This window comes from Sphingomonas sp. RIT328 (assembly GCF_000632225.1).
In the GTDB taxonomy this organism is placed as follows: Bacteria; Pseudomonadota; Alphaproteobacteria; order Sphingomonadales; family Sphingomonadaceae; genus Sphingomonas; species Sphingomonas kyungheensis.
Genome location: NZ_JFYV01000018.1, coordinates 37,235 through 61,586 on the forward strand (window position 1 = coordinate 37,235; position 24,352 = coordinate 61,586).

The following is a 24,352-nucleotide window of genomic DNA, read 5'->3' on the forward strand; positions in this document are numbered from 1 at the left end:
CCGCGCCGATAGACTGGGCGGACACACGGGGGGAACAGGGATGGACAGGCGTTTTGCGCTGCGCGTCGGCGTCGCGATCGGTGGTGTGCTGGCGGGGGCGGTGCAGGCGACGGCCGATCCGGTCGGGCCGGTCGCCCCGGTGGCTGCGGCCTTCGGCGCACGCGAGGCGTTGCGTCAGGCCAGCCTGTCGCCGGACGGCACCCATATAGCGATGATTGTCGCGATCGAGGGTCCGGGCGAGGCGCTTCAGGTCGCCGATCTCGCCACCGGCGGGACGCCCAAGACGATCCTGCGCACCTCGGGCAATCCCGAGCATCTCAACACCTGTCATTGGTCGGCGGACACGCGGATCATCTGTCAGATCAGCGCCAGCATCGAAGGCGGCCGGGGCGCGCTGGGGTTCAGCCGCACGATCGCGATCAACAGCGACGGCGACAAGATGAAGATGCTGACCGCCGCGGCGAGCGATCGCGCGCTCGACGTGATGCAGGACGGCGGCACGGTGATCGACTGGACCGCGGCCGGCGCCCCCGGTTCGGTGCTGATGACGCGCAAGTTCGTCCCCGAGATGTCGACCGGTACGCATCTCGCCAACACCACCGACGGCCTGGGCGTCGAGCGGATCGACACCATCAGCCTCGCGCGGCACGTGGTCGAACCGGGCCGTGACGGCGCGGTCGAATATATCAGCGACGGCCGCGGCGTGGTGCGGATCGTCGGCACGCGATCGAAGACCAGCCTCGGCTATGACACGTCGGTGATCCGCTACACCTACCGCAAGCCGGGGGACCGCAACTGGCAACCGCTCGGCCTGTTGCGGCTCGACGGCACGGGCGACGCCGGCTTCAATCCTTATGCGGTCGATGCCGATCTCAACGTCGCCTACGGCTTTGCCGACAAGGACGGGCGGCAGGCGCTCTACAAGGTGGCGCTCGACGGCACGCTGAAGCGTGACCTGGTGCTGGCGCGGCCCGATGTCGACGTCGACGGGCTGATCCGGATCGGCCGGCAGCGGCGCGTGGTGGGCGCCTCCTATGCGACCGAGCGGCGCGAGGCGGAATTCTTCGATCCGGCGCTGCGCACGCTTGCCGCCGCGCTCAACAAGGCGCTGCCGGGCCAGCCGCTGATCACCTTCGTCGATGCGAGCGGCGACGAGGGCAAGCTGCTGCTCCACGCCGGCAGCGACACCGATCCGGGACGCTATTACGTGCTCGACCGCGCCAGCAAGCATATGGCGGAAGTGCTGCCGGTGCGACCGCAGCTCACCGGCATGACGCTCGCCAAGGTGCAGGCGATCCGCTTCCGCGCCGGCGACGGGACGATGATCCCCGGCTATCTGACGCTGCCCGCGGGGAGTAGCGGCAAGGGGCTGCCGGCGATCGTCATGCCGCACGGCGGCCCGGGATCCCGCGACGAATGGGGCTTCGACTGGCTGGCGCAATTCTACGCCGCGCGCGGCTTTGCCGTGCTCCAGCCGAACTTCCGCGGTTCGACCGGCTACGGTTCGGCCTGGTTCCAGAAGAACGGTTTCCAGTCGTGGCAGACCGCGATCGGCGACGTCAACGATGCCGGACGCTGGCTGTTATCCCAGGGGATTGCCGCGCCGGACAAGCTGGCGATCGTCGGCTGGTCCTACGGCGGCTATGCCGCGCTCCAGTCGGCGGTGCTCGACGCCCGCCTGTACAAGGCGATTGTCGCGATCGCCCCGGTCACCGATCTCGACAGCCTGCGTGAGGAATCCCGCAACTATACCGACTATGCGATGGTCGACGCCTTCGTCGGCAGGGGACCGCATGTCGAGGCCGGCTCGCCGGCGCGCCACGCCGATGCGATCACCGCGCCGGTGCTGCTGTTCCACGGCGACAAGGACCGCAATGTCGGCGTCGCCGAATCGCGCCTGATGGCCGCGCGACTGAAATCGGCGGGGCGCAAGGCGGAACTCGTCGAGTTTCCGGGGCTCGACCATCAGCTCGACGATGCGGCGGCCCGGACGACGCTGCTCAGCCGCTCCGACGCCTTCTTGCGCGCCTCACTCGGCCTGTAGCGGCACGCCGACGCGGCGCATACGATCGGAGTTGAACACGCGACGCATTTGTCTCACGATAGCGGGATGAGTCGATGGGCCTCGGCCTCTCAGACATCGACTATACAGCCTTGGCGCCCGTCCCGGCCCGCCGCCGGGACGGGCTTTTTCTCGACCTTCGTTTGGGGTTCGCGCAGAGGCGCGGAGGGCGCAGCGAGGATATGGCTCCCGGGGCGGCGGCTGGCGTCGCATGACGGTCACGCGAAGCCGCGAAAAGGGCGCGCGTCAGCGCAGGGCTCCACTCCCTCCAGCCGTTGCAGGGCGGCCCGTCCCCCCTCCGCGCCTCCGCGTGAGCCCTCTCCTCCCGACGATCAGCGGCGGCCGGATTTTGGTCACGCGGAGGCGCGGAGGCGCGGAGGCGTTGCATGTGGGGCAAGGGCGTGGCTTCCCCCGGAAGGAGACAGCGGCTGGCGCCGGATGCGGTCACGCAAGCCGCGCCCCCACGCCCCGCTCTGCGACCTCCGCGCGCACCGATCGTCTCCGCGTGAGCCGCCCGGCGCGCGTCAGAATTTCGAGATCAGCGCCACCCCCGCAATCATCAGCACCGCGCCGGCGAAGCGCATCGGGTTCATCGCATGCTGTTCCATGCGCAGCAGCCCGAAATGGTCGATCGCCAGGCTGGCGAGGATGTTGGCGGTGATCGTCACGCCGTTGACCGGGCCGGCGCCGAGCGTCTGGATGAAGGTGAAGCCGGCGAACACCGCGACCGCGCCGACGATGCCGCCGAGCGGCGCCCACCAGGGCATCGCCGCGAAATCGCCGACCGTCGGCAGCGGCTTGGGCATGCAGACGAACAGCGCCGCGGTGACGAACAGCACCAGCAGGAACGACAGCGAGGTCGCCAGCCACGGATTGTGCAGCGACTTGTTGAGCTCGCCGCCCATCGCCGCGCCGGCCGCCTGCAACATGCCGGCGACGAAGATGAAGGGAAATGCCCAGGCTGCATTCATCGCATCATGTCCATCGGTTGCGGCGCAGGTCCGCGCTCGCCCACCAACCCCAGGCCGATCGCAAATGTTGCACCCGCCCGATAAAAGAATCGGCGGTAATAGGACACGATCGCTGTAGTATCAGCGTGCGATCCAGCCTGACAACGACACTATAGCGTACCTATTTACGCGTCCTGCGGGTCTTGGTCCGCGGCGGTGTCTTGACCGGACAGGGGAAGGCCTCGCGCAGGCCGGCGCGGATCACGAAGGACGGGGCGGCATCGCTGTCGTCATGCTTGCGTAGATATTTGCGCGCCGCGGCGAGTACCGCGATGTTCGACGCGCGCTCCGGCGACGGGCAGATCTGCCGCGCCACCGACAAAGTGTCGAACACGCCGAGGATATAGCCGGTGCAGAAGCTCGCGGTCGGGTCCTTGTCCTTGCCCTGGCATTGCGCGGCGAGCTGGCCGGTGGTCAGCGCGCTCACCACCACCGGGCGGTCCGCCGCAGCGAGCAGCGCGAGCGTCAGCAGCAGCATCGCATCCTCCTCATGCCGGCGCGCCGAGATAGGGCAGCAGCCGCAGCCGCGGGAAGACGGTATCGAGCGGCAGCGTGTCGGGCAGGATGTAGACGATGCCGCCCTTGCCGGTGAAGCGCGGCCGCAGCGTCTTGGTATAGAAGGACGTGCCGACGTTGATGCAGCCGAAGCTGATGCGATTGTCGTCCGGGGTCGGCGACAGCAGCCGCGCGACGCGATGTTCGCTCTTGTGGGTGGTGATCACCGCATGCAGCGCGACCGAATTGGCATAATCGACCCACAGCACGCGCTGGTTGCCGAAGGCGCGGCCGAATTTGGCGACGAACCGTCCCGCCGGGGTGGTGCGCTCGGCGGGGCCGATCTCCTCGAGCCGCTTGGCGCCGACGCCGGGCGAGGATTCGTCGCCGACGCCGATGCCGAGCAGCACCGGCGTCGCGCCGCGCGGCGTGCCATCGGCGTCGAACAGGAACAGCGCCGCCTGCTGTTTGTCGATCACCGCATAGGGCAGGCCGGCATTGTCCTGCGCCGCGGCGATCCAGGCGATCACCTGTGCCGCCGCGGGCGACGGCACCGGGACGAAGGCCGGCGTCGCCGCGGTCTGCGGCTTGGCCTTGGACTTCGCCTTGACCTTGGCCTTGGCCGCTACCCTGGCGCCGGCCTTGACGGCGCGCGCCTGGGCGGCCGGCACGGCCTCGACCGGGGCGACGAGCGCGAGGATCGCGGCGAGCGCCGGCCAGCGCCAGTCGCCGCGTGGGGCCGCCGCCCGCCGCATCCGCAAGCGATCAGCCGCGCGGACGACGCGCGCGCTGCTGCGCCTGCTGCTGCACCTGCTGGTCGAGCCCGTCGACGCGACCGTTGAGCTGGTCGATGCGCTGGCCGTTCTGCTGCGCCTGACCCGCGGCAGCCTGTGCCTGGGCGAGCGCCTGGCCCGACGTGCCCTCGACGGTGCGGAGGCGGCCGTCCATGCCATCGATGCGCGTGTTGACGGTGGCGATCTGTTCGCGGACGAACCCCTTGGTCGCGCAGCCGCCGAGCGTGCCCGCTCCGGCGAGGATCAGGACGACCGCAGACGATTTGGCGATATTCAGACGCATAAGTTACCCTCCGATAAGGAAGCGGCAGACAGCGCAGCGTTAACGACGCTGACAATCGATATCCGGCGAAGCGTGCCAAGTCTGCGGCGGGCATGCCGCGGATTTGCGCGCTGTCGCAACGGTATAACGAGGCGACCCGCGGATCGTTGCATGTCCGAACCGATGGCCCGACGCGGGGGATGAGGGCGCGCGCAGAGGCGCGGAGGACGCGGAGCCGGGGGAATGCGCCCGCGCGCCTGCCATTCGGCCTCACACGACCCTGCGGCGCAGCCGCCTTGCACGATACGCCGGAAAGCCACGCCGCTCCCCAAACACGGTCTCCGCTCCTCCGCGGCTCCGCGGCTTCGCGTGCACTTTGCGGCGCAGCCGCCTCCGGGAGGCCCGGAAAGCCGCGGCGCGTCCCCAGCACGTCGTCGCTGCGCCTCCGCGCCTCCGCGCGAACCCAGGCACCTGCCCGGCGAACGCGCAGCTTTGGGGCATGCGGGTAAAGGCCGGTACGGACGCCATTTTTACGTTCCGTTAAGGAATAAGCGTCAGGAACGCTGACGCTCGGTGCCCCCCAAGGCCGGGTAGCCTCGCCTGCGCCAACCCGCGCGGCGAGGCGTTTTTCCCGCCCCGCGACCGCACGTGGCGTCCGATCCGTTAACCAATGACGGTTAGGGGGCGGGCATGTCATCCCCCGCCCCTGCGCTGCGCTCGCCGCTCGAGCGGATGCTCGAATGGACGGCCGGCCTGCCGGCGCGGCAGACCGTCCCGGGCCTCGCCGCGGCCTGGGCGGTGGTCGTGCTGCTCGATGCGGCGACCGGCCGGCTCGTCTCGCTCAACACGCTCTATCTGGTGCCGCTCTGCTTCACCGCCTGGTGCCTGGGCGGCGGCTGGGGGCTCGTCTCGGGGGTGCTGGCGGTGGCGACGACGCTGGCGATCAACGGCTTCGGCGACGGCCTGTCGGCGCAGGCGTCGCACGTGCCGACGGGGATCGCGATCTGGAATACGGCGATGCGGATCGCCGGGGTCGGCTTCCTCATCCTGCTGGTCGGCGCGTTCCGGCGCACCTTCGACCGCGCACACGATCAGGCGCGGATCGATCCGCTCACCGGCCTTGGCAACCGCCGTGCCTTTGCGATCGAGAGCCGGCAGATCGCGCGCCAGGCGCGCGGCCTGCTCTACGGCCTGATCGACCTCGACGATTTCAAGCGGATCAACGACGTGCACGGCCATGCCACCGGTGATGAGATCCTCTGCGTCGCCGCCGGCGCGTTGCGCGGCGCGCTGCGCCCCGGCGATGCGACCGCGCGGATCGGGGGCGACGAGCTCGCCTTCTGCCTCGCCGCGGACGACGGATGCGCCGAGGCGCGCGTCGCCGACATCCACCACCGCGTCGCCACCGCGCTCGCCGGCGCGCGCGTGCCGGCGACGTGCAGCCTCGGCGCGGCGCTCAGCCACGAACCCGGCGTCGCCTTCGCGCTCGCCGCCGCCGACCGCGCGATGTACGCCGCCAAACGCCACGGCAAGGGCCAGTGGCGTTTCGTCGCCTGATTCGCCGCCGCTTGCATCAAATATTACCGCGCCCGCGGCGCTAGTCGCGACCCGGCCGATCGCCCGGCTGTTCCACGATTGTTCGATAGCTGCTACCGCCAAAGCTTTGCATCATGTTGTCCCACGCTGGCACCACGACGACATTGCGGCGCGGCATTGCTTGATCTGGACAAGTGAAGAACAGGCTTGTCAGCGTCAACTTAGCGATTATTGCACGGTCATCGTCACGCCAAAGGAGCACAACATGGCCGACCAGAACGACTTTGACACCAGCATCAGCCCGGTGGAACTCGCAACCGAATTGACTGTGGCGTGGCTGAGCAACTCCAATAACCGGGTGAGCGCGGACGATGTGCCGGCGTTCCTGCAGCGGATGCACGACACCGTCGTCGCGCTGTCGACCGGCAGTGCCAAGGGCGGCGACGATGCCGCGCCGGCGCAGGATTACACGCCCGCGGTATCGGTGCGGAAGTCGCTCGCCTCGCGCGACCACATCATCTCGATGATCGACGGCAAGCCCTACAAGACGCTGCGCCGCCATCTCGCCACCAACGGCATGACCCCGGACGAATATCGCGCCCGCTACGGGCTCAAGGCCGATTATCCGATGGTCGCCCCCGCCTATAGCGAGAGCCGCAGCGCGATGGCCAAGACGATCGGCCTCGGCCGCAAGCCCGGCCAGACCAATGCCGCCAAGGGGGAGGCCAAGCCCGCCCGCAAGCCCAAGGCCGACGCGACCGCCTGAGCCGACCGGCCCGGAGCCGCGCCCCGCGCGCGGCTCCGGCCATGATCCGTCCGGTTCGCGGTCACTCGTTTCATGGGTGGAACGTTCTTTTATTTGGTGGGTTTTCAGTACTCTCGCTGAAAAGGCCGCCATGCCGCACGTGCTGATCATCGAAGATTCCTATCTGTTCGGCGAATTCGTCGCCGATGCCGCGACCTTGGCCGGCGCGGGCAGCATCGAGGTGGCGGAAAGCCAGGCCGCGGCCGAGCGCGCCGCCGCGCGTCGCGCCCCCGATCTGATCATCGCCGACGTCTGCCTACGCCACGGCACCGGCACCGCCGCGGTCGCGCGGATCGCCGCCGACGGCGTCGCCGCGCCGGTCCTCTATCTTACCGCACATCCCGATCGCTGCCCGAGCGGCGGGCGGGTGATCGCCAAGCCGGTGTCGCACGACCGGCTGCGGCTGACGATCGCCGAGGCCTTTGCGAATCACGCCACGCCGCATCGCCAACGTTAACCATACCGGGGCATGGAAAATGACGCGACCGGGATGCCGGCGGGTGACGCTCCGTGCCGACGGTACGGCGCCGGCGGGCGCGCGGCGGCCGCGCCATTGCGGCGGATGCAGCGGCCATGACGGAGGATGCAACCTGCCCCGTTTCGGGACCCGCCAGACCCGCGAACTCTGGTGGATTACCGTGGGTTTGGTTATAGTTAAGCACGACAGGGTGAGGCGTTGGTGTGCTTGGATTTCTATGCCGGCACGGCATCCACCGATGGCGGCACAAGCCCGCCACGGTGCGCAAGGGAACGGTGATTTCGCGCTGCGGTCGCTGCAACGCGGTACGGGTGACGCATGCCCGAAACACAAAAGATCGCGAAACCCCTTGAACCGGTACCATAAATGGATACGTTAACCACTCATAGCGAAAACGCTGGGAGAGGCTCTGATGCGTATCTTCAACTACCCCGAGGCCGACCGTCATCCGTTCGGCGCCCATGGCATCCTGATCGCGCTGCCGATCGCCGCCGCCCTCTGGGCCGGGATCATCGCCACCGTTTTCTGATAAGCGTCGCGGCACGGGGACGTGCCGCGCCCGACCACGCCGACGCGACGGTTTTTTGTCGCGTCGCGTGACCGCGAGCGCTGCCGGCCTTCTATCATGGAGGCATGAACATTGGCAGCGCCCCGCCGGCGGTCTACGCCGATCCGCAGCATTACGGCCCCGTGCCGGCTGCTCCCGTCGCGAGCGTCGCCGCGACCGACGCGCTCACCGCGGCCGCCACGCCGTCGGCGATAGCGCGGCCCGAGCCGGCAGCGGAGGCCGCCCATCCGGCGGTGCCGCATCCCGATCCCAACCGGCTCGATCCCAATCAGCCCGATCCCGCGCATCGTGCCGCCGAACATCGCGCCGAAGCCCGGCGCGAGGCGCGTCACGCCGCCACCGCGACCGAGACGCTCGAGGCGTTGCGCACCGCCAAGCGCGAGGCGGAGGTAGCGCGTCTCCACGCCACCCAGAAGATCGCCGATCTCAAGGCGCAGCTCCACCTCGTCGAGATGCTGCACGTCGGCGATCCCGCCAAGCGCGGTGAGGCTGCCGAACAGATCGCGCGCGAGCTCGCCGCGACGGTGCACGATTATATCAACGCGGGCGGCACGATGATCCCGAGCAGCGCGCCCGCGCCGGTCGGCAGCGACGATACGCCGGCGCCGACCGACACCGCCGCCGTCGCCGCGACCGCCACGGCCCCCGCGCAGATCGAGGCGACGCGCGCGACCGATCCGGCGGTGCTCGTCGCCGCCGCCGCGGTGGGCGGCGCGATCCACGCCGATATCGCGTCCGCGCAGACCGCCACCCCCGTTGGGCGGACCGACGCCGCGCCCGCCGATCTGGCGAGCGCGGTGGCGCGGGTCGGCGCGATCGACCCGGTCGCGGTGACCGTCGACCACGATCCGCATGCGCTCTTCGCCCGCGAAGCGCAGGCACTCGCCCGCGACCTGCGCACCCTCGCCCGCCGCGACCGCGACGACGACGGTGCCGCCGCGATCGACCAGACGCTCGCCGACATCCTCACCCCCGCCGCCCCGCCGCCTCGCACGACGCCGGCGGGCTGAGCGGGGCGGGGTGCATCACGCATCCTGCGATGGCGGCGATCTGCCGGCTACGGCCGTCCTGACATTCCGGTCCGGTCACCGGCGGTGGCGTCGCTGCGGCCCGGTCGCCGCAGCGCCGTCGCCACGGCTCGGTCACCACGTCCCGCCCCACAGGCACGAACGGGCCGCCGGCTCCCGCCGGCGACCCGTCCGCATCGCTGCCGCCGCGCTCAGGACGCGCGGTAGAGCTTCAGCCGATATTGCGTTGTGTCGGTGCCGGTCGCATTCTGGTTGGGCCCGATCACGAAGGTGACGACATCGCCCTGTTTGAGGGCGATCCCCTTCAGGCTGAGGTCGGAATGGCCCTTGAACATCGTCGTATAGACCGTCTTGGCGTTGACCACGACGCCGACGTCGATGCCGTCCGCCGAATTGGCGTTGACGTCGAACGCGCCGACGATGTTGAACGTCCCGTCATAGGGCGAGGTGTAGCGCAGGATCGCCTTATAGGCGTCGGGTGACCCGCCGGTGTTATAGTCGACCGGGCTCACCGTATTGGCGTTGATGTTGAACGGGCGCAGCCAGTCGATGCCGATATAGGGCATCCAGTCCGAACTCGCGATCTCGCCGCCGCCCTGGGTATAGGCCTGGGTATAGGCCTGCGAGCGCACGCCATAAGCGAAATAGCTCCACGGCCCCTCGAACTTGGTCGATCCGTCGAGCGAATTGGTGAAGTCGAACTGGTCGTAGCTGTCGGCGACGAGCTGCGTCGACCCGAGCGTGACGTTGCTGCCGTAGACGAGCGGCGTATCGCTGACGATGATCGTCGGCGAATTCTGGTCGAGCGTCGCCGGCTTGGCGATCGCGACGCCCTGCGAATTGTAATATTTCGCATTGGCCGAGACGGTGAGGCTGCGCGGATCGCCCCAGATCACCATCGCCTTGTCGCCGAACTGATAGGCGTAGACGAACGGATCGGTGGCGATGCGCTTGCCGGCGCCCTGGGTGAGCACCTGCGTCGCCATCACCTGATAGCCCTGCCCCGGCGGCAGCACCGCGCACGCGAACGAGGCGAGCGCGACATTCTTGTACCAGATGTTGCTCGGGCTGCCCTGCTGGCGCAGCGCATACCAGTCCGCCTCGGCGACGCCCGCCGACGCCATCACCGCGACGCTCTTGACCAGATAGTCGGCGGTGTCGGGGATGCTGTCGAGCTCCTGCGCGAACTCGGTCATGTGGATCGGCTTGGCGCTGCTCCCCATCGCGTTGCGCAGCACGGTGAGCTGCTTGTCGAGCTGCTCGGGATTGGTCGTATAGGGATGGACGACGATCCCATCCATATAGTTGAGCCCGCCGAGCGCGAACAACGTCTTGAAGTAACCGACCGGGATCGCCAGCGCCGCCCCGCCCAACACCTTGACGTCGGGATGCGTCGCCTTGACCGCGGTGTAGACCGCTTTCAGCATGTCATAGTAATATTTCTGGCGGGCGGGATAGCCGTCGTTGAACACCGGCCCGGTGACGAAGTTGAACGCATTGTATTCGTTGCCGACCTCGATCGCCTTGACGCGCGGGAAATGGTCGAGCGTCGCGACGATCATCTTGGCGTAAGCGGCGCGGCCGGCGTCGGTATAGGGGGTGTAACCGCTGTCGTAGAGCGAATTGGTGTTGTCGAACAGCAAGGTCACCGGGAAGCCGCCGTCGATGACATTGTCGATCCAGCTCACCTTGGGCGAGGTGAACTGATAGACGCCGGGCGACTTCTCGATCTCGGTCCAGGCGACGCCGTCGCGCACCTGGGCGACGCCGAGCGTCTTGGCGGTCTGCAGGATCGAGAAATCCCAGGTCTGCTGGCCGAAGGCGGTCGCCGCGCCAAGCACCAGCGTATTGGGATTGGACGCCGTCGGGGTCGGTGTCGGCGTCGGGGCCGGTGTCGGTGTCGGGGTAGGAGTCGGTGCGGGCGTCGGGGTCGGTGTCGGTGTCGCGGCCGGCGTCGGCGTCGGCGTCGGCGTCGCGGTCGGCGTGGGGGTCGGCGTCGCCGCGGGGACGACGACGACGCCCGACGATCCCGCCGCGGTTTCGCTGGCGCTGGCGGTGCTGCCGCTGCCGCCACCGCAGCCGCCGAGCAGCAGCAGGCTCGAGGCCGCCATCAAAAGTCCAAAGCTACGCATGACTGTTCAGCCCAAGAATAATTCTCAAGTGATTTAGGCCGTTGCGGTTAAATATCGGTTGAAGGCCGGGGCGGATGGTGGTTGGAGGCCGCGGGCTTCGCGTGGTCGTGGGGTCCCGTCACGGCGTTCGACGCTCCCGATCCCTCCCTTCCGCGCAGGGTGCGCGCCATGGAGCTTGATGGTCTTTCGCCGCCGCCCCGTCGCCGCGCCCTGCCTGCCGCCCGGGCGGCGCGTCTATGCGATCGGCGACATCCACGGCGAGGCGGATCTGCTGATCAGCCTGCTCAACGCGATCCGCCATGATTCGAGCGCGCGCGGGCCTGCGGCGGTGACGTTGGTGTTCCTCGGCGACTTCATCGATCGCGGTCGCGACGCGGCGACCCTGCTGCGCGCGCTGCCGCTCGCCGGCGACGACGACGTCAAGGTGCTCAAGGGTAATCACGAGGCGGCGCTGGTCGACGTCTATCGCGGCGACGAGGAGGCGCTCGCCTTCTGGCTGCGCTTCGGCGGGCGGCAGACGCTGGAGGGACTGGGCGTCGCGATCCCCGATCCGGTCGACACCGCGCATGTGCTGCACGCGCTGCGCGCCGCGCTCGACGTCGGCGTGGTCGACTGGCTCGACCGGCTGCCGCATGCCTGGACGTGCGGCGACTATCTGTTCGTCCACGCCGGCATCCGCCCGCGCGTGCGGCTGGCGCGGCAGGACCCCGACGATCTGCTGTGGATTCGCGAACCCTTCCTGTCGAGCCGCCGCCGCCACGAGAAGGTGATCGTCCACGGCCACACCTTCACGCCGGGCCGGCCGCAGCTCGGCGGCAACCGCATCGGCATCGACACCGGCGCGCACGAAACCGGCTGCCTCACCGCGCTCGGGCTCGAGGGCGAGGCGCAATGGCTGATCCAGGCCTATGACGACCGCCCGCGCACGACCAGCGAACCGTTCGGCTAGGCGGCAGGCCGAAGAGGGGTCACGCGGAGGCGCGGAGGCGCGGAGGCGCGGAGCATGTCCCGCCTGCCGCGGCAGCAGCCCTCCCCTCCCGGCCGGGAATGAGCGGGCCACGCCAGACGATCGCCCCCCTCCGCGCCTCCGCGTGCACCCCTCCGGCAGCTTCGATCGAAGGGAGTGGATGATGATTCACGCGAAGACGCGAAGCCGCGAAGAGAGGTTCGCGCAGAGGCGCAGAGGACGCAGAGAAGATGCCGAAGGCCGCAGGTGCGACCGCACGCACCCTCTTCGCGGCTTCGCGTGATCTCCTCTCTCGTCCGAGTGACAGGGCCACGTCCGCCCTGAACGACCCCCTCTGCGTCCTCTGCGCCTCTGCACGCACCCTCATCGGCGTTGCCGGCGCGCTAGCATCTGAAGCCGGCAGTCGACGGTCCAGACTTGACGCATTTGCTGTATTATACCAGCAAGGCACCGGCAGTATCAGACAGGGGGGCGTATGAGGATGCGAGCGATATGGGCGGCAGCGATGACGCTCGCCGGCGCAGCGACGGTCGCGCCGGCGCAGGACTATCGGCCGACGTTCCGGCCCGACATGCTCACCGATCGACCCGCCGGCGCGCCCAATGACGTGCTCGTGCTCGGCTCGGCACATCTGTCGACGCTGCCCAAGAGCTTTCAGCCGGAGAGGGTCACGCCGCTGGTCGACCGCCTCGCCGCGTGGCGGCCAACCGCGGTCGCCAGCGAGAATATCTCCGGGCTGTACTGCGACGCGATGCGCCGCCAGCAGCCCCTCCATGCCGAGGCGGTCGACGGCTATTGCTACGATCCCGCCGCGGCCGGGCGCGCGACCGGGCTCGACGTCGTCGCCGCCAACGCCGCGGTCGAGCGGCAGCTCGCCGACTGGCCGGCGACGCCGTCGCCCGCGCAGCGCCGGCGGCTGGCGATGCTCTTCCTCGCGGCGGGCGAGCCGGCATCGGCGCTGGTGCAATGGCTGCGCCTGCCGCCGGCCGAACGCCGCGCCGGCGACAGTCTCACCGATGCCGCGGTCGCCGAGCTGCGCCGGCGCGCCATCGACCGCAACGAGACCGCGCTGATCGCCGCGCCGCTCGCCGCGCGCGCCGGGCTCGAACGGGTATGGAGCGTCGACGACCAGTCGTTCGTCGGCGCGCCGATGGACGATGCGGCCTATGGCGCGGCGATCGCCAAGGCATGGGACAATCCCGCCAGCAAGGCCCGCGCCGCCGCCGACGCGGCGCTGATCGCGCGGATCGGTGCGCCGGACGGGTTGCTCGATCTGTATCGCGCGTTCAACGCGCCCGATTATGCCGCGCAGGCCTATCGCAGCGACTGGGGCGCGGCGCTCACCGAACCTTCGGCGCAGGGCTATGGCCGCCGCTACGTCGCTTACTGGGAGACACGCAACCTGCGGATGGTGGCGAACATCCGGGAGCTGCTCGGCCGCGCGCCGGGGACGCGGCTGGTCGCGATCGTCGGCGCCTCGCACAAGGGCTATTACGAGGCCTATCTCCATCAGATGCGTGACGTCGCACTGGCCGACACCGCAGCGGTGCTGCGCTAGCCCGCCCATCCTGACGACGGTGCGGGTGCGGGATCTTGGGTCAGGCGGAGGCGCGGAGGCTGGTCCGCCTGCCGCGGCAGCGGCCCTCTCCTCCCGGCCGGGAAGGACCGGACCACGCCAGCCCGGACCGCCGCCCCCTCCGCGCCTCCGCGTGAACCTCTTCGGCTGCTCCGATCGAAGGGGATTCACGCGAAGGCGCGAAGACGCGAAGAGGAGTTCGCGCAGAGGCGCGGAGGACGCAGAGGCGCAGAGATGGTGAATGCGTCCTGCCCGCCATCGTCCGGAGGACGCCAGCAGGTGCGACGGCGCGCGCACCCTGTTCGCGTCTTCGCGTGAACCTCCGCTCTCGTCTGAATGACAGGGCCACGCCCGCGCCCGAACGCCACCCTCTGCGTCCTCTGCGCCTCTGCGCCTCTGCGCGCACCCTCGGCAGCGAAGCCAGCCAGCAAGCCCCCGCTAGGCCGCGCCCGCGCGCCGTTCGTCGTGGCGCAGCGTCAGCACCTCGACGCCGTCGTGGGTCACCGCGACGGTATGTTCGAACTGCGCCGAAAGCTTGCCGTCACTGGTCACCACCGTCCAGCCGTCGTCCTCGGTCGCAACCGTGCGGCTGCCCTGGTTGATCATCGGTTCGATCGTGAACACCATGCCCTCGCGCAGCCGCATGCCCGTGCCCGGCCGGCCGAAGTGGAGGACCTGCGGCTCCTCGTGCATGTCGCGGCCGATGCCGTGGCCGCAGAAGTCGCGTACCACCGAATAGCCGTGCGTCCTGGCATGGCGCTCGATCGCGGCGCCGATGTCGCCGAGATGCGCGCCCGGCCGCACCCGGCCGATGCCCTTCCACATCGCCTCGCGCGCGACCCGCACCAGCCGCCGCGCGGCGGGGCTCGGCTCGCCGACCAGATAGGTCTTGCTCGAATCCGCGATGAAGCCGTTCTTCTCGAGCGTGATGTCGAGGTTGATGATGTCGCCGTCGCGGACGATCTCGTCGGCGCTCGGCACGCCGTGACAGACGACGTGATTGATCGAACAGTTGAGCACGAAGCGGAAGCCATATTGGCCCTTGCTCGCCGGGCGCGCGGCAAGGTCGTCGGTGATGAACCGCTCGACCAGATCGTTGATCTGGAGGGTCGACATGCCGGCAAGGGCCCGGCGGTCGAGCATCTCGAACACCGACGCGAGCAGCCGGCCCGAAACGCGCATCAACGCGAGTTCGTCCGCCGTCTTGACCATGTCAGGCGGCCGCGGCGACGGGGGCGTGGCCGGCGGCCCGCTGCGCCGCGACGATTGCGTTGAACGACAGCGTCGGATGCGCCTCGGCGAGCATGCCGATCTTCATCCAGAATTCGGCCTGGGCGTTGATCGACCGGCACATGACCGCGCTCGCCTTGCGGGCTTCCTCGTGCAGCCCGTCGTCGATCTTGACGATTCCCATATCCGCTTCCCTGCCTTGACCATACGGACCGTATATGGATCATATGTTCGGGTCAATCGGCGAGGCATGCGGCCGCGTTGCGGCTGTCGGGCGTGCGGCGCAATCATGCTGCGGCGCGGCGAAGCGATGTAGCATAACGCGTCGTGATGCGTTGGGACCGGTGGCGACCGTTCGCCGACACTGGGAGACTCCATATGTTGAAATCCGTCCTGCTCGGCGCATCGACGCTCGCCCTCGCGGCCAGTCCCGTCGCGGCCAGCGCCGCCACCGCGAATCCCGCGAGCGCGCTGTCGCTGTCGTCGGCGCATCGCGCCGCCGCGCCGACCGGCAAGTCGAGCAAGCTCGCCGGTGCCGGTATCGGCCCGATCTCGGCCGCGATCATCGTCGCCGGCATCGCGATCGGCGCCGCGGTGCTGATCAGCGACCATGAGGATTCGGACAGCAACTGATCCTCACCCGCCCGGCGCCGAACGCGCCGGGCGGCCCTCACCGCGCCAGCGGATTCGCCTGGCCGGCGCGGTCGCGGCGGATTGCCGCCAGCATCGCGGGGAGCGCGCCGAGCGCGGCGGAGGGGATCGCGATATTGGCGTGTGCCGCGGTAAAGCCGGGCAGGATGTCACGGACCGGCGCGAGTTCGCCGGCGTTGATCGCGACGACCAGCGGCGCGCCGGGTGCAGCCGGATCGAGCAGCGGCGCGCCTGAGGTGCCCTCGCGGCTGGCGCAATCGTGCAACAGCCAGCCCGCCCCCGCTGTCGCTGTCCCGGCTGCCGCAACGATCCGGCACGCGCGCTGGCGGCTGAGCTGGCGCATGCCGCGGTCGCGCGCATAACCCGCCAGATCGACCGGACCGCGCGGATCGGCGCGTGGCGCGGCAAGTTCGTACCAGCCGAGCCGCCGCCCCGGGCAATCGTCGAGCCGGACCAGGGCGAGATCGGGCAGAGCGCCGCCGAGGCCGCCGGCGTGACGCACCCGGCCCGCCACGCGCAGCGGTGCGTCGGCCGCGGCGAGCGCGAAGCGGACGCTGACGTCGTAATCCGCCATCGGGTCGAGATTGAGCGGATGGTTGCCGAACACGACGTGGTAATTGGTCAGTGCATAGCATGGCGAGACCAGGAAGGCGGTACCCGCCCCCGGCGGCACGCCGAAGCCGCGCTTGGCGCGCAGCACGAAATCGGATTCGATCGCGCCGATCGGTGCCAGCCGTCGTGCCTCTGCCGCACCGGCCGCGACGTACGCGCGCGGGTCCACGCCGTCCGCATCGAATATATTGGCGCCAGCCGCGGCGGACAGCCCGGCTGCCGCTGCGATCGCGATCAGAACCGGCCGCCCGACGGACGAGCCGCAGCGGATCAGCGCGCGATGCTCCGGTCGTAGGGGACGAAGCTGTCGAAGGTGCAATAGGCCGACGGCACCGACGAAGTCGACTGGACGGTGCGGAAGCGATCACCCTTGCACAGCTGCGCGCCGCGCTGCTCCACGACCAGGGTGCGGCCAGGCCGTAGGCCCTGGCAGACGCCCTGCGGATGGACCACCCAATTGCGTCGGTCGGTGCGTGAATAGACGATCGTGCGCGCGTCGACGATCTCGGCGCGGGCATTGGTATCGAAGCCCGACAGGCACTGGCTTGCCGGGCCGGCGACGCGACCGGCGAGCGGATCGTCCTTGGCCGCTACCAGCATCATGCCCAACGCTACGACGCTCAATGCTTTGGTCAGCATTACCATCTCCCCGCCGGCGACACGGTCATAACGGTCATAACGGTCATAACGGTCATGCCGCTACCGTGCGGCAAACGCCGTGCCGCGGCGAGGGTTCCCGTCCGGTCGGACGATCGGAGGACGACAGCCGCTCCGATCGGTCTCGATCACATGCCGTTCGACAGATTGGTGTCGGGGTCGTTGGTGCGCATGTCTTCGGCCTGGTTCTGGCCGGTCGCGCGCACCGCGTCCGCCGTGTTCTCGAGCCGGTCCGCGGCAGCGGCATTGCCGGTCGCGTCGGCGGCATCTTCGAGATTGTCGGCGACCGCTTCGGTGTTCGACTCGATATTGTCGGCGGCCTGCTCGCGCGGGCTCGAATTGCAGGCCGACAGGCTGACCAGACCGGCTGCCAGAGCCACCATTACCGTCTTCTTCATCACTAACCCCTTTTGTTACGGACCCGTAAGGTCGAACCGAGGGTAATGGTCGATCGCCGCGTTGGTTCCGCGCCGCTCAGCTGCGCGCGATGCCGAACCAGCGCGACGGGTCCTGCCCCGATTGCGCGCCGATCCACTGATAGGGCACGTCGCGCCACGGCCGCAGCCCCTCGGTGCGGCTGTCGAGGACGAGGTCGCCCGAACCGGTGCGCGCGACCAGCACGACGTGCAGGCCGATCCGCCGCGCATAGCCGACCGCGAGGAACAGGGTCTCGGGCGGGACGCCCGCCTGGATCAGCTCGATCCGCTTCTCGAGCGCGATATCCTCGCAATCGCCGCGCGCGTCGCGACCGCGCCCGGCCGGCGTCCACAGTTCGCCGCGGCCATAGGTGCGCACGTCGGTCTGCTGGCGGACGCGCCGGTTGACGGTGCGGTTGACCGTATCGATCAGGCGCAGGTCGTCGGTCAGCGTCGCCGACCCGGTCATCGGCGCGGTGCTGCACAGCTCGGGCCGCGTCGCGCACATCGCGGTGAAGCCGCGCGGCGCGGTGATCGGCTGGTCGAGCGTGATGAACGACAGCACCGGATGCGCCGCGGCGAGCGCGGGCGAGACCAGAGCGAGCGCGAGCAGCAGCCGGCGAAGCAGGGCAAGGACGGTCATGGCGGCAAGGCTAGCCAGCAAAGGTTAACAAGCCGTCCCGTAGCGGGCCTTTGTCCTAAACCCCAGCAGGTGACAAGAAACATGACGTACGCTAGCTTTAGCCGATTGTGTCCGCGCCGGGAGAAGGCCGGATGCATCGAATGGTTACTGGGGATATGCGGCGAATGAAAATCCTGACGCTGATCGCGGCGATCGCACTCGCCGGCTGCGGCCCGGCGCTCGCCGGCCAGACCTCCCCGGCCGGCAGCACGCCCGCCGCCACGTCTGCCGCGACGGGCGCGGCCGCACGCGCCGGCGTCACCGCCTCGGCGCAGGCCGGCCCGGCGGGCGTGTCGGCCGCGACCGACGATTACCGGCTCGGCGTCGCCGACAAGGTGCGCATCCTGATCTTCGACGAACCGTCGCTGTCGGGCGAGTTCCTGGTCAACGCCAACGGCAAATTGTCGCTGCCGCTGATCGGCGACGTCGAGGCGGCGGGTGTCACCACCACCGCGCTCGCCGCGACGATCCAGCGCAAGCTCGCCGACGGCTATCTGCGCGAGCCGCGGGTCAGCATCGACGTGCTCACCTTCCGCCCCTTCTACATCCTCGGCGAGGTCAACAAGCCGGGCGAATATCCCTATTCGTCGGGTCTGACGGTGCTCAACGCGGTGGCGACCGCGGAAGGCTTCACCTATCGCGCCAGCAAGAAGTCGGTGGTGGTCAAGCACGCCGGCGAGGCGGACGAAGAGACCGTGCCGCTCTCCCCCGACCTGCGCGTCCGCCCCGGCGATACGATCCGCATCAAGGAACGCCTGTTCTGACGACGCCGCGCTGCGGCGCCTGAGCGGGTTCGCGCGGAGGCGCGGAGGACGCAGAGGGGGCACGCTTCAGGCTGGCGCGGCCCTCCCTCTCCTGCCGGCCGATGGCATGGTCTGCCGTTGCGGCCGGCGCACCCTCTCCGCGCCTCCGCGCCTCCGCGTGAACCCGATCCACCCTCTGCCGATGGCGCGAGGGCTGGATGATTTCACGCGAAGACGCGAAGAGGCGAAGAGGCGGCGGCTCGGGCTGGTGTGGCCCTCTCCTTCCAGCGGTGACTGGCATGGGCCGCGCCCGCGGCAGGCGGCACATCTTCGCGGCTTCGCGTGAATCCCTAGTTCCCCGCCGTATCATCCGACCGGGCAGCGGCATGCGCGCGCCCCTCTGCGCTCTCTGCGCCTCTGCGCGAAACAACAGGATCACGCGGAGGCGCGGAGGGCGCGCTCCGGGATGGTCATGCCCTTCCCCCGCGGCCGGTGCGAGGGAAGGGCCGTGCCTGCGTCCGATGCGGCACCAGCGGCGTTGGTTACTGTCCCGGAAACGGACACAACCACAACGGACCATGCGGCGTGATTGTGGTTTGCGGCGTTATGTGACACAGGATTGAAAAAACAGGGGTTCCACGGATGCGGATGCTTATTCTGGGCATGGCGGCGGCAGCGACGCTGGTGGCCGCCGGCGGGGACGCGCAGATCCCGGTGACGCCCCTGTCGCCGGTCGTGTCGCGCGACGATCCCAATGTCATCGCGCTCTATACCGACATCCTGCGCACCATCGCCGGCGTGCCCGCGCCCGCCTCGCGCGAGGCGCTCGAGGCGCAGATCGCCTATACGATCGACCAGAGCCAGGCGAACTGCCCGGTGGTCGTCGCCGCGCTGCACGAGACGCTCGACACCGCCCAGCCCAAGCCGACCGTGCAGGCGCTGCGCGACGTGCTGACCAGCGCCTCGCGCTGCGACCGCTACGGCACCGCCGCGGTCGGCGGTCCGGGCGCGACGCTGGCGCTCGGCCCGGTGGTCGGCATCGGCGGGGGCGGCGGCTCCAATTACGCCAATTTCTGATCCATGATTTTGACAGGTATTTCGATGCGGCTGCCCCTTGTTGCCCTGGCGGGCATGCTGACCCTGCCGTTCGCGGCGAGCGCCGCGGAGGCGCAGTCGACCGACGCCAATCTGGTGCTGCCCAACCTGCCGCTCGATTTCGATCGCGGCAAGAACACCAGTGTGCTCCAGCGTGAGCGCCCCGAATATCAGGCGCAGGGCGTGCGCGCCGGCTCGTTCCTGCTCTATCCCAAGCTCGAACTCGGCGCCGGCTTCACCGACAACGCCTATCAGGTCGACAACAACAAGCAGAGCGACGTCTATGCGCTGATCGCGCCGTCGATCGCCGCCAACAGCAACTGGTCGACCAACGAGCTCAACTTCAACGCCGGCGCGCGGCTGCGCCGCTTCTCGAGCGAGACGCCGCGCAACGAGACCAATTACAACGTCGATGCGAGCGGCCGGCTCGACGCGACCCGCTCGCTGAGCTTCAACACATTGCTGCGCACCGCGCGCTCGACCGAGCCGCGCTCGTCCGCCGCCTCGCCGCAGGATGCCGCCGAGGCGATCCAGTTCCAGCAGACCACCGCCAGCGTCGGCAGCGCCTTCGCCGGCGCGCGCATCCGCGGCCAGGTCGCGGTCAGCGTCGACCAGTTCAACTTCTCCGACGTGCGCTCCTTCTCGAACACGATCATCAGCCAGCAGGGCCGCGACCAGGTGCTGTTCCGCACCACCGCGCGCGGCGAATATGCGATGTCGCCCGACACCTCGCTGTTCCTGCAGGGCGGCTATACCGACACCACCTACAAATATCCGCTGACCACCGGCATCCCCAACCGCGATTCCAAGGAGGTCAACGTGATCGGGGGCGCGAGCTTCGATCTGTCGGCGCTGGTCCGCGGCGGCATCGGCCTCGGCTATGTCAGCCGCCGCTACGATTCCCCGATCTATTCCGACATCTCCGGCCTGTCGGCGGAAGCGCGGGTCGAATATTTCCCGACCCAGCTGACCACGGTCGGCCTCAACGTCCGCCGCACCATCCAGGACAGCTATTTCGGCACGAGCAGCGGCTATTTCGCCACCGCCGCGGCGGTGCGCGTCGATCACGAGCTGCTGCGCAACCTGTTGCTCAACGCGCAGCTCGGCTATGAGCAGGACGATTTCGCCAATCAGGACGCCAAATCGAAGATCCTGCGCTACAGCGCCGGTGCGCGCTATCTGCTCAATCGCAACTTCGGCTTCGGCCTCGTCGTCGGGCGCGACAATCGTACCGCGCGCGGCAACGTCGGATTACGGGCTTTCGACGAGACGCGTGCACTGTTATCAATCGTTGTGCAGCGGTAACGCTGTTGTCCCCAAAGGGAAAATAGCGACCGTATGAATAAGATGTCCGCGTTGGCCGAAACCGAGGAAGCAAGCCGCTTCGACCAGTCGCGTCATGTCGGCCGCCGTGCAGTGACGCTGCGGTCGGTCGGCGATGCGATCCGCCGGCGCTGGATCGTCGTCGTCGCCACCGCCGTGCTGGTGTTCGCCGCCGCGCTCGGCGCGGCGCTGATGCTGACGCCCAAATATGATGCCTTCGCGAAGGTGCGCATCACCCCCAATGCCGCCTCGCCGCTCGACTTCGGCAACACCAACGAACAGCCCGCGGACCAGACCGCGGTCAATACCGAGGTGCAGGTGATCGGCTCGCGCGGCACCGCGCGCAAGGTGGTGACGCAATTGGGGCTCGACCGCGATCCCGAATTCGCCGGCAAGGGCCCCGCCAATACCGCGATCGAACGCGCGACCAGCGGCGTGCTCGACCATCTCAAGATCAACCGCGACGACAAGAGCTATCTTGTCATGATCGGCATCCGCTCGGTCGACGGCGCCAAGGCGGCGCGCATCGCCAATACCTATGCCGCGACCTATGTCGCCGGCACCGCCGACAATCTGATGGGCACCGCGGCGAAACAGTCGCAATCGATCCAGGACCGGCTGCGCGAGCTCGGCGCCGAGGTGCAGGCCGCCGACGCGCGCCTCGCCTCCTATCGTGCGCAGAGCGGCATCAGCCAGAGCGGCGAGGGTGGCACGATCACCGACCAGCAGATCGCGCCGCTGTCGATGCAGCTCGCCACCGCCGAATCCGAGGCCGCCGCGGCGCGCTCGGCATTGTCGGTCGCCGAACGGCAGAATGCCACCGGCGGCACCGACGCCATCTCCGCGGTGCTGTCGTCGGGGGTCATCGCCGACCTGCGCCGCCAGCGTACCGAGGCGGAGAAGCGCCGTGCCGAGCTGAGCTCGCGCTATGGCCCGCGCTATCCGCTGTCGATCCAGGTCGCCGAGCAGATCGAATCGCTCGACCAGCAGATCCGCCAAGAGGCGCAGCGCGTCGTCGGCGGTCTGCGCAGCCAGGCGCTGTCCGCCGAGGCACGCGCCGCCAGCCTGCGCGGCCGGCTCAACACGCTGCAGCGCGGCGTCGCCCGCGACGACCAGGCGTCGGTGATGGCCGGCAGCCTCGAGCGCGATGCCGAGGCCAAGCGCACCGCCTATACCCGCCTCGCCCAGGCGGCGCAGCAGTCGAGCCAGGCGCAGCGCGTCTCGACGCCGCAGGCGAACATCATCGAGAATGCGACGATCCCGACCAAGCCGACCTTCCCGCAGGTCAAGGCCTTCGCCGCGGCGGGGCTGCTGATCGGCCTCGTCTTCGGTCTCGCCGGCGTGCTGCTGTTCGAGGGGCTGAGCTCGACGATCCGCAAGCCCGAGGATATCGAGACGCTGCTCGGCCTGTCGTTCGTCGCCTCGGTGCCGCGCCTGCCGACGCCGTGGAAGCTGCGCGCGCATCGCGTCACCAACCCGGCCACCACGCTCGTCGCCAAGCCGATGACCGTCTATGCCGAGGCCTATCGCGCGATCCGCGCCTTCGTCGTGACGCGCAACCAGACGCAGCCGACCAAGGTGATCGCGCTCGCCTCGACGCTGCCCGGCGAGGGCAAGACGACCAGCGCCTTGTCGCTCGCGCGGGTGATGGCGATGAGCGGCGACCGCGTGCTGCTGATCGACTGCGACGTGCGCCGCGCCGGCGTGCTGCGCGCGCTCAACCGCTCGGTCGACACCGGCCTGGCCGACGTGCTCGAAGGCCGCAGCACGATGGCGCAGGCGGTGATCCCCGACGAGGTCGACGGGCTCGACCTGCTGCTCGTCCAGGGCTCGCTGTTCACCCCGATCGACCTGTTCGGCGGTGGCCGGATGGAAGCGATGCTCGAGGCGGCGCGCAGCCGCTACGACTTCATCATCCTCGACACGCCGCCGCTGCTCGGCATCGCCGATGCACGCACGCTGGTCGGCCTTGCGGACGCGGTGATGCTGGTGATCAAGTGGAATGCGACGCCGATCGCCGCGGTCGACGCGGCGCTCGCGGGGCTCGAACATAGCCACGGCGAGGTGCTCGGCGCGGTGCTGACGATGGTCGATCACCGGTCGGAGGCGATGGGCGGCCTCTATTATTCGGCGCGCTACTCCTCCTATTACAACGAATAGTGGCGCGCGCGCCGGAGCGGCTGGCGTGGCTCGCGGTGGCGGGGGCGACGCTGCTGCTCGCCGGCCTCGCCATCGGTCCTGAACGGCGCATCGCCCGCGTCGCCGCGGCGCGCGACGATGATGCCGCGACCCGCGCCGCGCTGCTCGCCGAGGCGGCGGACTGGCGCCCCGCCGACGTCCCGCCGCGCGCCGCCGCCGGCCTTGCCGCCTTGTGGCTGCGCCAGGCGGCGACCGCGGTGCCGGCGGGCAGCGACCGCGCCGCGCTCGCCCATGCGCAGGCGATGCTGGCGCGCGCCGACGCCGGCGGACCGCGCGCGGCCGCGCTGCTGCTGCACAGCCAGCTCGCGCTCGGCAGCGGACCGCATCCGAGCCGCACCAGCCTCGCCGCCTTCGTCGCCAGCTATGCCGCGGCGCCCTTCCTCACCGCCGAGGGCTTCTGGCGCAGCGCCTATGCCGCGCGCTACTGGCGCGACCTGCCGCCCGCGACGCAGGAGGCGGCGGTCGCCGAGGCGGCGTGGCTCGGTACGCTCGACGGCCGCTTCGCCGACCGGCTCGCCGACATCATGGCCGGCTCGCCGATGGCGGTCCGCGTCGCGCTGCGCATGCCAAAACGGTAGCGGCCGGGGGACGCAGAGGGGGGCACGCCGAGGCGCGGAGAGCCCGCGCGGCAGCGCTCCCGCGTTCCAACGACCGGAGGGACCGGCGACGCGGCCTCACCCAGATCTCCGCGCCTCCGCGCCTCCGCGTGACCCCGATCCTGCCCTCCGCTGTCTGCGTGGCAAGAAGCGGATGATCGTGCAACGACGCGAAGACGCGAAGAAGGCGCGCTTCGGAGCGGCGTGGCCCCTTCACTCCTGCCGGTCGATAGCATGGGTCGTGGCCGCCGCAGGCGGAACATCGTCGCGTCTTAGCGTTTTCGCGCGAAAACCCCTCCAACGCCGAGATCACGCGAGCACGCCTGGGTACGCGCCCTCTGCGTCCTCCGCGCCTCTGCGCGAACCCTTGCGACCTCTGTCAGAAAGCGCCCGAACCCTCAGGCCACCGCCCGAGCACCCCGCACGCCCCTCCCC

The 24,352-nt window shown here is 69.6% G+C and carries 24 protein-coding genes; 13 read left to right on the plus strand and 11 right to left on the minus strand.

The annotated features are described in order from the left end of the window. Positions 1 to 40 precede the first annotated feature (40 nt). Complete coding sequence (locus BW41_RS09650; protein ID WP_037533966.1) at positions 41 to 2,044, plus strand: alpha/beta hydrolase family protein; 2,004 nt, start codon at positions 41 to 43, stop codon at positions 2,042 to 2,044. A 542-nt stretch (positions 2,045 to 2,586) separates the two neighbouring features. Here the strand turns inward: BW41_RS09650 and BW41_RS09655 are convergent. From BW41_RS09655 to BW41_RS09670, 4 genes are all read right to left on the minus strand, one after another. After that, positions 2,587 to 3,033 carry a DMT family transporter gene (locus BW41_RS09655; RefSeq protein ID WP_037533968.1) on the minus strand — a complete coding sequence of 149 codons (447 nt, stop codon included), beginning with the start codon at positions 3,031 to 3,033 and terminating at the stop codon, positions 2,587 to 2,589. Positions 3,034 to 3,193: 160 nt separating this feature from the next. Further along, complete coding sequence (locus BW41_RS09660; RefSeq protein WP_037533970.1) at positions 3,194 to 3,550, minus strand: Rap1a/Tai family immunity protein; 357 nt, start codon at positions 3,548 to 3,550, stop codon at positions 3,194 to 3,196. A 10-nt stretch (positions 3,551 to 3,560) separates the two neighbouring features. After that, positions 3,561 to 4,322, minus strand: coding sequence for a hypothetical protein (locus tag BW41_RS09665; RefSeq protein WP_051583401.1), 762 nt, complete (start codon positions 4,320 to 4,322; stop codon positions 3,561 to 3,563). Positions 4,323 to 4,332: 10 nt separating this feature from the next. Continuing rightward, the gene (locus tag BW41_RS09670; RefSeq protein WP_051583402.1) at positions 4,333 to 4,644 is read right to left on the minus strand and encodes a hypothetical protein; all 312 of its coding nucleotides are present in this window, start codon (positions 4,642 to 4,644) and stop codon (positions 4,333 to 4,335) included. A gap of 669 nt (positions 4,645 to 5,313) precedes the next feature. Between BW41_RS09670 and BW41_RS20090 the strand changes: the two genes are divergently transcribed. The 4 genes from BW41_RS20090 to BW41_RS09690 all read left to right on the plus strand — a co-directional run bounded on the left by BW41_RS20090 (position 5,314) and on the right by BW41_RS09690 (position 9,020). Next, on the plus strand, positions 5,314 to 6,180 hold the full coding sequence (locus BW41_RS20090) for a GGDEF domain-containing protein (protein ID WP_081793014.1): 867 nt from the start codon (positions 5,314 to 5,316) through the stop codon (positions 6,178 to 6,180). A 244-nt stretch (positions 6,181 to 6,424) separates the two neighbouring features. After that, positions 6,425 to 6,925 carry a MucR family transcriptional regulator gene (locus BW41_RS09680; RefSeq protein ID WP_037533971.1) on the plus strand — a complete coding sequence of 167 codons (501 nt, stop codon included), beginning with the start codon at positions 6,425 to 6,427 and terminating at the stop codon, positions 6,923 to 6,925. 130 nt (positions 6,926 to 7,055) lie between these two features. Further along, on the plus strand, positions 7,056 to 7,421 hold the full coding sequence (locus BW41_RS09685) for a response regulator (RefSeq protein ID WP_037533973.1): 366 nt from the start codon (positions 7,056 to 7,058) through the stop codon (positions 7,419 to 7,421). 654 nt (positions 7,422 to 8,075) lie between these two features. Continuing rightward, positions 8,076 to 9,020, plus strand: a complete 945-nt coding sequence (locus BW41_RS09690; RefSeq protein WP_037533975.1) for a hypothetical protein — start codon at positions 8,076 to 8,078, stop codon at positions 9,018 to 9,020. Positions 9,021 to 9,229: 209 nt separating this feature from the next. Here the strand turns inward: BW41_RS09690 and BW41_RS21550 are convergent, their stop codons facing one another. Then, complete coding sequence (locus BW41_RS21550; RefSeq protein ID WP_037533977.1) at positions 9,230 to 11,149, minus strand: hypothetical protein; 1,920 nt, start codon at positions 11,147 to 11,149, stop codon at positions 9,230 to 9,232. Between the two features lie 199 nt (positions 11,150 to 11,348). On the opposite strand from BW41_RS21550, the gene BW41_RS09700 reads away from it, so the two are divergent. Continuing rightward, positions 11,349 to 12,119: a metallophosphoesterase family protein gene (locus BW41_RS09700; RefSeq protein WP_037533978.1), complete on the plus strand. Its 771-nt coding sequence runs from the start codon at positions 11,349 to 11,351 to the stop codon at positions 12,117 to 12,119. Between the two features lie 499 nt (positions 12,120 to 12,618). Continuing rightward, the gene (locus BW41_RS09705) at positions 12,619 to 13,695 is read left to right on the plus strand and encodes a DUF5694 domain-containing protein (protein WP_037533979.1); all 1,077 of its coding nucleotides are present in this window, start codon (positions 12,619 to 12,621) and stop codon (positions 13,693 to 13,695) included. 456 nt (positions 13,696 to 14,151) lie between these two features. On the opposite strand, the gene map is transcribed toward BW41_RS09705, so the two are convergent. Next, positions 14,152 to 14,925, minus strand: coding sequence for a type I methionyl aminopeptidase (gene map / locus BW41_RS09710; RefSeq protein ID WP_037533981.1), 774 nt, complete (start codon positions 14,923 to 14,925; stop codon positions 14,152 to 14,154). Between the two features lies 1 nt (position 14,926). Next, complete coding sequence (locus BW41_RS09715; protein ID WP_037533983.1) at positions 14,927 to 15,127, minus strand: ParD-like family protein; 201 nt, start codon at positions 15,125 to 15,127, stop codon at positions 14,927 to 14,929. 194 nt (positions 15,128 to 15,321) lie between these two features. Between BW41_RS09715 and BW41_RS09720 the strand changes: the two genes are divergently transcribed. Continuing rightward, positions 15,322 to 15,576: a hypothetical protein gene (locus BW41_RS09720; protein ID WP_037533985.1), complete on the plus strand. Its 255-nt coding sequence runs from the start codon at positions 15,322 to 15,324 to the stop codon at positions 15,574 to 15,576. 37 nt (positions 15,577 to 15,613) lie between these two features. Here the strand turns inward: BW41_RS09720 and BW41_RS09725 are convergent, their stop codons facing one another. From BW41_RS09725 to BW41_RS09740, 4 genes are all read right to left on the minus strand, one after another. Next, positions 15,614 to 16,375 (minus strand): trypsin-like serine peptidase, encoded by a 762-nt coding sequence (locus tag BW41_RS09725; RefSeq protein ID WP_037533987.1) that lies wholly within the window; start codon positions 16,373 to 16,375, stop codon positions 15,614 to 15,616. Between the two features lie 101 nt (positions 16,376 to 16,476). Then, positions 16,477 to 16,845, minus strand: a complete 369-nt coding sequence (locus BW41_RS09730) for a hypothetical protein (protein ID WP_037533988.1) — start codon at positions 16,843 to 16,845, stop codon at positions 16,477 to 16,479. Between the two features lie 146 nt (positions 16,846 to 16,991). After that, positions 16,992 to 17,261, minus strand: a complete 270-nt coding sequence (locus tag BW41_RS09735) for a hypothetical protein (RefSeq protein WP_037533991.1) — start codon at positions 17,259 to 17,261, stop codon at positions 16,992 to 16,994. A gap of 76 nt (positions 17,262 to 17,337) precedes the next feature. After that, entirely contained in the window at positions 17,338 to 17,922 is a 585-nt protein-coding gene (locus BW41_RS09740; RefSeq protein WP_051583405.1) for a transglutaminase-like cysteine peptidase, read from the minus strand. Positions 17,923 to 18,086: 164 nt separating this feature from the next. Between BW41_RS09740 and BW41_RS09745 the strand changes: the two genes are divergently transcribed. The 5 genes from BW41_RS09745 to BW41_RS09765 all read left to right on the plus strand — a co-directional run bounded on the left by BW41_RS09745 (position 18,087) and on the right by BW41_RS09765 (position 23,899). Beyond that, positions 18,087 to 18,725, plus strand: a complete 639-nt coding sequence (locus BW41_RS09745) for a polysaccharide biosynthesis/export family protein (RefSeq protein ID WP_152542241.1) — start codon at positions 18,087 to 18,089, stop codon at positions 18,723 to 18,725. A gap of 621 nt (positions 18,726 to 19,346) precedes the next feature. After that, positions 19,347 to 19,781: a hypothetical protein gene (locus BW41_RS09750; protein WP_152542243.1), complete on the plus strand. Its 435-nt coding sequence runs from the start codon at positions 19,347 to 19,349 to the stop codon at positions 19,779 to 19,781. A gap of 24 nt (positions 19,782 to 19,805) precedes the next feature. Next, positions 19,806 to 21,104 (plus strand): outer membrane beta-barrel protein, encoded by a 1,299-nt coding sequence (locus BW41_RS09755; protein ID WP_161773126.1) that lies wholly within the window; start codon positions 19,806 to 19,808, stop codon positions 21,102 to 21,104. Between the two features lie 33 nt (positions 21,105 to 21,137). After that, positions 21,138 to 23,282 (plus strand): GumC family protein, encoded by a 2,145-nt coding sequence (locus tag BW41_RS09760; RefSeq protein WP_037533997.1) that lies wholly within the window; start codon positions 21,138 to 21,140, stop codon positions 23,280 to 23,282. Further along, positions 23,282 to 23,899 carry a hypothetical protein gene (locus BW41_RS09765; RefSeq protein ID WP_037534001.1) on the plus strand — a complete coding sequence of 206 codons (618 nt, stop codon included), beginning with the start codon at positions 23,282 to 23,284 and terminating at the stop codon, positions 23,897 to 23,899. The genes BW41_RS09760 and BW41_RS09765 overlap by 1 nt, the downstream gene beginning before the upstream one ends. Positions 23,900 to 24,352: the final 453 nt, after the last annotated feature.